This window comes from uncultured Stenotrophomonas sp., from assembly GCF_963519925.1.
Taxonomy (GTDB): Bacteria; Pseudomonadota; Gammaproteobacteria; order Xanthomonadales; family Xanthomonadaceae; genus Stenotrophomonas; species Stenotrophomonas maltophilia_AE.
The window spans coordinates 1-8,499 of the sequence record NZ_CAUQPH010000147.1 but is presented as its reverse complement, the minus strand read 5'-3'; the positions used below and the strand labels follow the sequence as shown (position 1 = coordinate 8,499).

Sequence of the window (8,499 nt, the reverse complement as noted above, 5' to 3'; positions counted from 1 at the left end):
GCGCTGCTGCTGGGCGGCCCGGCGCGGGCGCTGGAGGTGTCGCCGCTGCGGGTGGACCTGGCGCCAGGGCAGGCGCATGCCGAGCTCTGGTTGTACAACGAGAGCGCGCTGCCGTGGGGGGGCCAGGCCCGCCTGTACGCCTGGGAACAGGGACCGGACGAGGAGCGTCTGCAGCCGGCCACGCACCTGGTGGTGAGCCCGGCCGACCTGCAGCTGCCGCCGCATGGACGGCAGCGGGTGCGGCTGGTGCGTCCCGGCCCCGCCCCTTCCGCCGAACAGGGCTACCGGCTGATCCTGCGCGCGGGTGCCGACAACCCGCCGGTACAGCTGTCGCTGCCGGTTTTCGTGGCCGGCACCGCCCCCGCGCGGGGACCGGCACTGGCGGTGCGACTGCGCGAGGACGGCGATACGGCGGTACTGGAGCTGCATAATGCCGGTGGCCGACACGCCCGCCTCGCCGACCTGGCGTGGATCGCCGCCAGCGGCCAGGCGCGGACACTCCTGCCCGGCCTGGCCGGCTACGTGCTGGCAGGCCAGACCCGGCACTGGATCCTGCCCGGCCCGGCCGCGGCCTACCGCGACGGGCGTTTCAGCGCCCGCGTCGGCGACCAGGCGTCACGCCTGCTGGACCCGCTGACCCCTTCAATTGCAACCGGGACGCCCACCGGGCTATAATCGACCGGATCCCTCGGCGCCCCGTGCGCCAGGAACCGTCAACACCGGACGTCACCGGTGAATACACACCTGCCGCCCTCATCCGTGCCGGGGTGCTCCGCAAGGAGTTCGGACACGGAAGCGACAGGGAAGCCAAACCCCGGAACCTCCCGCCTTGCGGCGGACCGCCCTCAATCATTCGTGGCGGCCGGTTCCCTATCAGGAGTATTGCAATGCCCCAGGTCACCATGCGTCAGATGCTGGAAGCCGGCGTCCACTTCGGCCACCAGACCCGTTACTGGAACCCGAAGATGGGCCAGTACATTTTCGGCGCCCGCGGCAAGATCCACATCATCAACCTGGAAAAGACCGTTCCGCTCTTCAATGACGCGATGAACTTCATTTCCAGCATCGCGCAGAAGCGCGGCACCATCCTGTTCCTGGGCACCAAGCGCAGCGCCCGCGAGTCGATCCGCGAAGAAGCCGAGCGTTGCGGCATGCCGTTCATGAACCAGCGTTGGCTGGGCGGCACCCTGACCAACTTCCGTACCGTGAAGCAGTCGGTTGCCCGCCTGAAGGAACTGGAAGCCGGCGAAACCGACGGCACCTTCGACAAGCTGGTCAAGCACGAAGTGCTGGGCCTGCGTCGTGAGCGCGACAAGCTGGAAGCCTCGCTGGGTGGCATCAAGGACATGAACCGCCTGCCGGACGCGATCTTCGTGATCGACATCGGCCACGAAGACATCGCCATCAAGGAAGCCAAGAAGCTCGGCATCCCGGTGATCGCGGTGGTCGACACCAACTACAACCCGGAACTGGTCGATTACGCCATCCCGGGCAACGACGACGCCATCCGCGCGGTGCAGCTGTACGCCCGCGCCGCTGCCGACGCCGTGCTGGAAGGCAAGGCTGCCGCCCCGCACGCTGCCACCGTCCGTGAAGAAGACTTCGCCGACGCCGCCGCTGCCGACGAAGCCAAGCCGGCCCGCCGCGCTCCGGCCAAGAAGGCTGCTGCCGACAAGGGCGAAGCCCAGGCCTGATCCAGGCCCGCGGTGGGCGCCCGGCGCCCACCGCTCCTGTCCGCTGCCGATGGCGCGATGACAGGACCGTGTCACATGGGCCGGCCAACATGCCGGCCCAACCCCTTTCTTTCGTGAGGAATTCCCGTGGAAATCACTGCTTCCCTGGTCAAGGAACTGCGCGAGCGCACCGGCGCCGGCATGATGGAGTGCAAGAAGGCACTCACCGAAGCCAATGGCAACATCGACGCCGCCGCAGAAGCGATGCGCAAGTCGGGTGCGGCCAAGGCTGACAAGAAGGCCGACCGCGTCGCCGCCGAAGGCCGCGTGGGCCTGGCCCAGAACGGCGGCAAGGCCGTGCTGGTCGAAGTCAACTCGGAAACCGACTTCGTCGCCAACGACACCAACTTCAAGTCGTTCGTCGACGCCGTCGCCGCTGCCGCGCTGGCATCGGACGCCGCTGACGTCGAGGTGCTGAAGACCGCCGCGCTGGCCGACGGCCAGACCGTGGAAGAAGCCCGCGCCCTGGCGGTGCAGAAGCTGGGTGAAAACATCCAGATCCGTCGCCTGGTCAAGGTCGACACCACCGGCAACATCGGCGCCTACGTGCACACCAACGGCAAGATCGGCGTGCTGGTCGACCTGATCGGCGGCGACACCGAACTGGCCCGTGGCCTGGCGATGCACGTTGCCGCGCTGAAGCCGCCGCACAACAAGGCGGGCGATGTGCCGGCCGACTTCGTGGCGAAGGAAAAGGAAATCGAACTGGCCAAGATGTCCGAAAAGGACAAGTCCAAGCCGGCCGACATCCTGGAAAAGATCATCAGCGGCAAGATCAACAAGATCGTCAGCGAAGTGACCCTGTACGGCCAGAGCTATGTGCTGGACGGCGACAAGACCGTCGAGCAGGTGGTCAAGGCTGCCAACGCCGACGTTGCTGGCTTCCAGCTGCTGATCGTGGGCGAAGGCATCGAGAAGGTGCAGGAAGACTACGCCGCCGAAGTGATGAAGCAGGCCGGCCTGGCCTGATCCATCGCCCCAGGCGATGAAACGAAAAAGCCCGGCGCACGCCGGGCTTTTTTTGTGCATGGCGCAGGCCTCAGCCCTTCGCCTGGAAGGTCACTTCCTCGTACGGCTGCACTACCACCCAGCCCTCGCCGGCGAACTTCAGCTGCAGGGTCTCGCCCGAACCACGGCCGACCAGCGTGCCCAGGGTCATGTCGGTGACGATGTCCGGGGTGAGCGAACCGGACCAGGCCACCGTCGCGTTCGGGTCGGTGAACACCGGCCCGCCCTGCGCGGTTACCGGCAGGGTCAGCGGCTCGTAGTGCGAGGTGATCGCCACGATGCCGTGCCCGCTCAGGCGCATGTTGAACAGGCCGCCGGAGAGCATGCCGGCCACCCGGCGCATCATCGTGATCTTCGATTCGATCCCGTCCTCGAAGGCCAGCACATCGTTGCCGTTGACGAAGATCGACTCGCCGGCCAGCCGCAGCAGGGTCACCTGCTTGCCGGCGTCGGCCAGGTAGGCCCGGCCCTTCCCTTCGATCTTCATCAACTGCAGACCCTCGCCGCTGACCATCTTCTTCAGCAGCGTGCCCAGGCCCTGCTCCAGCAGCCCCTGGCGGGTGAACTTCACCGCCCCCAGGCGTGCCACCATCGCGCCCGCCTTGGCCCAGACCCGGCCGTCCACGCGGACTTCCAGCAGGTGCGGGCTTTCCAGCTCGAACGCATCGGCAGCCAGGTCTTTTTCGCGCGTGCTGGAGAGGAACTCGCTGAGCGTTTTCACCGCCATGTGACTACATCCTTTTCTGAGGGAAGGCGAATGGTACCCGTGCCGCGCCAGGCTGCGCAGCACGCGGCCCGGCAGGTGGCACTCGCCCATCCGGTGGCGGATGTGGTACCAAAGACGCCACTGCCCCGCGCCACCCGAACGCAAGAGCGGACACTCAAAACTGTGACGTACTCCATGTATTCTTGCCACATCACCTCAGTATTCCCATCATGCCTCCCGAGCTGACAGCCGTCCTGGCGCTCTGCCGCAACCTGCCCTCGCCGCCCGGTATTGCCCTGCGCATCATCGAACTGGCGCAGGACCCGGAAACCGACATCACCACCGCCGCCGACGTCATCGCCATTGACATGGCGCTGAGCGCGCGCATGCTGCGCATCGCCAATTCGCCGCTGTATGCCAGCCGCCGCCGGATCGAGAACCTGGGCCAGGCGCTGACCATGCTGGGGTTGAATGCCACCATCAGCCTGGCGCTGGGCTTCACCGTCACCCAGAACCTCAGCGCGCCGGGCCAGGACCAGGACGCGCGCGCGCGCGCCTGGCGGCGCAGCATTCTCAGCGCACTGGCGGCCAGCCTGCTGGGTCAGGCCCGCGGCCTGCGCAAGGCCGAGGAACTGATGCTGGCCGGACTGCTGCAGGATATCGGCGTGCTGGTACTGGCGCAGAGCGAGCCGGAGCGCTACCTGCCGCTGCTGCGCCAGGCCGGCGACAACGACCAGCTGCTGGCGCTGGAGCGCGAACAGCTGGACTGCACCCATGCCGAGGTCGGCGCCTGGATGGCCGAGCAGTGGGACCTGCCGCGCTACCTGGTCGAGGCTATCGCGCACAGCGAAGCCCCGGCGACCCCGGAGGACACGTTCCAGGCCTGCGTGGCGCTGTCCGGCGCGGTGGCCGATATCTGGCTCAGCGCCGATGCGGATGCGGCTCGAGAGCACGCCCTGCAGCGGGTCCACGAGACCCTCAACCTGGACAGCGCGCAGTTTGACCAGGTGCTGGCGCGGATCGGAGAGGCGCTGCCGGAGATCAGTGCGCTGTTCGAGACCACGCTGATTTCGCCATCGCGGGTACAGCAGCTGATCGACCATGCCCAGGAGCTGGCCACCCTGCGCAACCTGCGTGAAATGCAGGACGCCGCCCTGGCCCGGCAGCGCGCCGACGAGTTCGAGGCCCGCGCCAACCGCCTGGCCGAGCAGGCCCACCGCGATGCGCTCACCGGGGTGCTCAACCGCCGCCAGCTCGAGGCGGTGCTGGAACAGGAGTTCCTGCGCGCGACCCGGCATGGCTGGCCGTTGTCGGTGGCCTTCATCGACCTGGACGATTTCAAGAAAATCAACGACGCCCACGGCCACCTGCTCGGCGACCAGGTGCTGCGCGCGTTCGCCGGCAAGCTGCAGGAGCACCTGCGCAACAGCGACACGGTGGCCCGGTTCGGCGGCGAGGAGTTCATCGCCCTGCTGCCCAACACCACCGAGCCGGTGGCGCTGGAAGTGGTGCGCCGGGTGCTAGCCAGCATCGTCAACACGCCGATGGCCGAGGTGGACAGCGGGCCACTGTTCGTCACCTTCTCCGCCGGCGTGGCTACCCAGGGCGGGTATGAGCGTTTTGCCGATGTTCAGGACCTGTTGAAGGCGGCCGACGATGTGCTCTACCGTTCCAAGAACCTGGGGCGCAACCGGGTGATCGCGCGTTCGCCAACGACGACGCCGGCCTGAATGGAGTCAGGAACCGGCGGCGGGGCGTCCTGGCGGGCCTTCGCCGCAGCGCAGCAGAAATTCCGCGCCGAGCGCCCCCGGTTCCAGTAGAATTTCCGCGTTTTCCACGCATCCAGAGGCCACCATGTCAAATCTCACCTATCGCCGCATCCTGCTGAAAGTTTCCGGGGAGGCGCTGATGGGAGACGAGGACTATGGCATCGACCCCAAGGTCATCAACCGGCTGGCGCGTGAAGTGATCGAGGCCCAGCAGGCCGGCGCGGAAGTGGCACTGGTGATCGGCGGCGGCAACATCTTCCGCGGCGCCGGCCTGGCCGCGGGCGGCATGGACCGGGTCACCGGCGACCAGATGGGCATGCTGGCCACCGTGATCAACGCCCTGGCCATGCAGGACGCGCTGGAGAAGCTGGGCGCCAAGGCCCGCGTGATGAGCGCGATCAAGATCAACGACGTGTGCGAAGACTACATCCGCCGCCGTGCCATCCGCCACCTGGAAAAGGGCCGCCTGGTGATCTTCGCCGCCGGCGTCGGCAGCCCGTTCTTCACCACCGACTCCGGTGCGGCGCTGCGCGCCATCGAAATCGGCGCCGACCTGCTGCTCAAGGCCACCAAGGTCGACGGCGTGTACGACAAGGACCCGAACAAGTACAGCGACGCGGTCCGTTTCGACAGCCTGAGCTACGACGAGGTGATCCGCCGCGGCCTGGAAGTGATGGATACCGCCGCGTTCGCGCTGGCCCGCGACAGCGACCTGCCACTGCGCGTGTTCGACATGGGCCAGCCGGGCGAACTGCTGAAGATCCTGCACGGCGAGAACATCGGCACCCTGGTCCGGGGCCGCGACGCCGGCTGAGGCACTTCCCGCCCCGCCGGTCGCGACCGGGCGGGGTTCACCGGATTTCGCCTATAATCGCCCGATTCCCAGTGACATCCAGGATTCGGGCGATGCTCAACGATATCAAGCAGGACGCGCAGACGCGCATGGCCAAGAGCATCGATGCTCTGAAGCACACCCTCACTTCCATCCGCACCGGACGTGCCTCGCCGGCGCTGCTGGACCGGGTCACGGTGAACGCCTACGGCAATCCGAACACCCCGCTGAACCAGGTGGCGAACGTTTCAAATCCGGACGCCCACTCGCTGGCGATCACGCCGTTCGACAAGAGCATGATCAAGGAGATCGAAAAGGGTCTCTACAACGCCGAGCTGACGCCCAACACCATGGGCACCACGATCCGCGTCAACCTCCCGCCGCCGACCGAAGAGCGTCGCAGGGAGCTTGCCAAGCAGGTGCAGCAGGAAGGCGAAGGCGCCAAGGTCGCCATCCGCAAGATCCGCGAAAGCGCCAACAAGTCGGTCGCTACCCTGTTCAAGGACAAGGCGATCACTGAAGACGACAAGAAGCGTGGCGAAGACGACATCCAGAAGCTGACCGACAAGTCGAGCAAGGACATCGACGCTGTCGTTGCCGACAAGGTGAAGGAACTGATGTCGGTCTGAGCCACATGACACAGGCCCCGACCAGCAGCTCCAGTGCCGCCGTGCCCCGCCACGTTGCCATCATCATGGATGGCAACGGGCGCTGGGCACAGAAGCGTCGCCGTCCGCGCGTGATCGGCCATCGCGCCGGCGCGCGCGCGGTGAACCGCACCATCGATTTCTGCCTGGAGCGCGGCATCGCCGCGCTCACGCTGTTCGCCTTCTCCAGTGAAAACTGGGGCCGGCCCAGCGACGAAGTCGACGCGCTGATGAAGCTGTTCCTCAATGCCCTCGACCGCGAGGTGGACGAGCTCCACCGGCGCGGCGTGCGCGTGCGCTTCATCGGCGAACGCGAGCGTTTCGGTGCCGGGCTGGTCAGCCGCATGCAGCTGGCCGAGCAACGCACCGCCGGCAACACCCGCATGACCCTGAGCATTGCCGCCAGCTACGGCGGCCGCCAGGACATCGCCCGCGCTGCACGCGAACTGGCCGCCGAGGTCGCGGCCGGTCGCCTGCTGCCCGAGCAGATCGACGAAGCGCTGCTCGGCAGCCGCGTCGCCCTGGCCGACCTGCCGGCGCCGGACCTGTTCATCCGCACCGGCGGCGACACCCGCGTCAGCAACTTCCTGCTGTGGCAGCTGGCCTATACCGAACTGTGGTTCACCGAGGTGCTGTGGCCCGAGTTCGACGCCGCCATCCTGCAGCAGGCGCTGGACGCCTACGCTGCACGTGAACGCCGCTTCGGCCTGACCAGCGCCCAGATCGCCGCCCTGGCCACCGAGACCTCCACCCCATGACCAAGACCCGAGTCATCGCCGCGCTGATCATGGCGCCGCTCGCCATCGCGGCCATCCTGCTGCTGCCGACCCAGTGGCTGGCCGCCGCCGCTGCCGCCGTGTTCCTGATCGGGCTGTGGGAATGGCTGAAGCTGGCCGACGTGGAAGACACCCTGGCGCGCACCGTGCTGCTGGTGCTGAACCTGGTGCTGATGGTGCTCATCGTGTGGGCCGACGCCGGCTCGCGGGTGCTGTACCAGATCGCCGCGCTGGTCGGCATCGGCTGGTGGCTGCTGGCGCTGGTGTGGCTGCGCTTCTTCTCCTTCGGCGCCGAACCGGGCAGCCCGGCGCGTTCGCTCAAGCTGCTGGCCGGCAGCCTGGCGATCGTCCCCGCGTGGGCGTCGCTGGTGCTGATCCATGCCAGCGGCGATAACGGCCACCTGTGGCTGCTGACCGCGCTGGCCCTGGTCTGGGCCGCCGACTCCGGCGCGTACTTCGCCGGGCGCAGCCTGGGCCGCACCAAGCTGGCGCCGCGGATCAGCCCGAACAAGACGTGGGAAGGCCTGGCAGGGGGCATGTTGGCCGGCGTGCTGGTCGCGCTGCTGTTCGGCTGGATCGCCGGGGTGGGCAGCGGGCACGTGGTCGGCCTGGTCATCACCGCCGTCGCCAGCGTCTTCGCCTCGGTACTGGGCGATCTGTACGAGAGCCTGCTCAAGCGCCATGCCGGCGCCAAGGACTCGGGCCACATCATCCCGGGCCACGGCGGCGTGCTGGACCGCATCGACGGCGTGCTGGCCGCGCTGCCGGTGTTCGCGCTGGGCAAGGAAATCTTCGGGTTCTGAGCATGCACAGCACCCCTTCCCTCCGCCGGGTTGCCGTCTTCGGTGCCACCGGCTCGATCGGCGCGTCCGCACTGGACGTCATCGCCCGCCACCCGGACCGTTACCGCGCCACCGTGCTGGCCGCCGGCAGCCAGGTGCAGGCCCTGCTGGCCCTGTGCGTGGCGCATCGCCCGCTGCACGCGGTGATCGCCGATGAACGCCACTACGCCGCGCTGCGCGACGGCC

Annotated in this window: 9 protein-coding genes and 1 pseudogene; 9 read left to right on the top strand and 1 reads right to left on the bottom strand. The window is 67.8% G+C overall.

The window, feature by feature from the left end:
- From RWO33_RS17465 to tsf, 3 genes are all read left to right on the top strand, one after another.
- Positions 1–675, top strand: a 675-nt coding sequence (locus RWO33_RS17465) for a fimbria/pilus periplasmic chaperone (RefSeq protein ID WP_314106453.1), incomplete at its 5' end; no start/stop codon positions are given.
- Between the two features lie 212 nt (positions 676–887).
- Positions 888–1,694, top strand: a complete 807-nt coding sequence (gene rpsB / locus RWO33_RS17460) for a 30S ribosomal protein S2 (RefSeq protein ID WP_145478141.1) — start codon at positions 888–890, stop codon at positions 1,692–1,694.
- Positions 1,695–1,820: 126 nt separating this feature from the next.
- The gene (tsf, locus tag RWO33_RS17455; RefSeq protein ID WP_314106451.1) at positions 1,821–2,702 is read left to right on the top strand and encodes a translation elongation factor Ts; all 882 of its coding nucleotides are present in this window, start codon (positions 1,821–1,823) and stop codon (positions 2,700–2,702) included.
- A 70-nt stretch (positions 2,703–2,772) separates the two neighbouring features.
- On the opposite strand, the gene RWO33_RS17450 is transcribed toward tsf, so the two are convergent.
- The gene (locus tag RWO33_RS17450; protein WP_145478143.1) at positions 2,773–3,468 is read right to left on the bottom strand and encodes an AIM24 family protein; all 696 of its coding nucleotides are present in this window, start codon (positions 3,466–3,468) and stop codon (positions 2,773–2,775) included.
- A gap of 209 nt (positions 3,469–3,677) precedes the next feature.
- Here RWO33_RS17450 and RWO33_RS17445 point away from each other — a divergent pair, with 209 nt between their 5' ends.
- From RWO33_RS17445 to RWO33_RS17420, 6 genes and pseudogenes are all read left to right on the top strand, one after another.
- Complete coding sequence (locus RWO33_RS17445; protein ID WP_314106449.1) at positions 3,678–5,177, top strand: GGDEF domain-containing protein; 1,500 nt, start codon at positions 3,678–3,680, stop codon at positions 5,175–5,177.
- A gap of 124 nt (positions 5,178–5,301) precedes the next feature.
- Entirely contained in the window at positions 5,302–6,030 is a 729-nt protein-coding gene (pyrH, locus tag RWO33_RS17440; protein ID WP_145478145.1) for a UMP kinase, read from the top strand.
- 92 nt (positions 6,031–6,122) lie between these two features.
- The gene (frr, locus tag RWO33_RS17435; RefSeq protein ID WP_145478146.1) at positions 6,123–6,677 is read left to right on the top strand and encodes a ribosome recycling factor; all 555 of its coding nucleotides are present in this window, start codon (positions 6,123–6,125) and stop codon (positions 6,675–6,677) included.
- 5 nt (positions 6,678–6,682) lie between these two features.
- Positions 6,683–7,453 carry a polyprenyl diphosphate synthase gene (gene uppS / locus RWO33_RS17430; protein WP_145478147.1) on the top strand — a complete coding sequence of 257 codons (771 nt, stop codon included), beginning with the start codon at positions 6,683–6,685 and terminating at the stop codon, positions 7,451–7,453.
- Positions 7,450–8,274 carry a phosphatidate cytidylyltransferase gene (locus tag RWO33_RS17425; RefSeq protein ID WP_145478148.1) on the top strand — a complete coding sequence of 275 codons (825 nt, stop codon included), beginning with the start codon at positions 7,450–7,452 and terminating at the stop codon, positions 8,272–8,274. Before uppS ends, RWO33_RS17425 begins: the two co-directional genes overlap by 4 nt.
- A 2-nt stretch (positions 8,275–8,276) precedes the next feature.
- Positions 8,277–8,499: pseudogene (locus RWO33_RS17420) on the top strand (1-deoxy-D-xylulose-5-phosphate reductoisomerase); the annotation flags it as partial.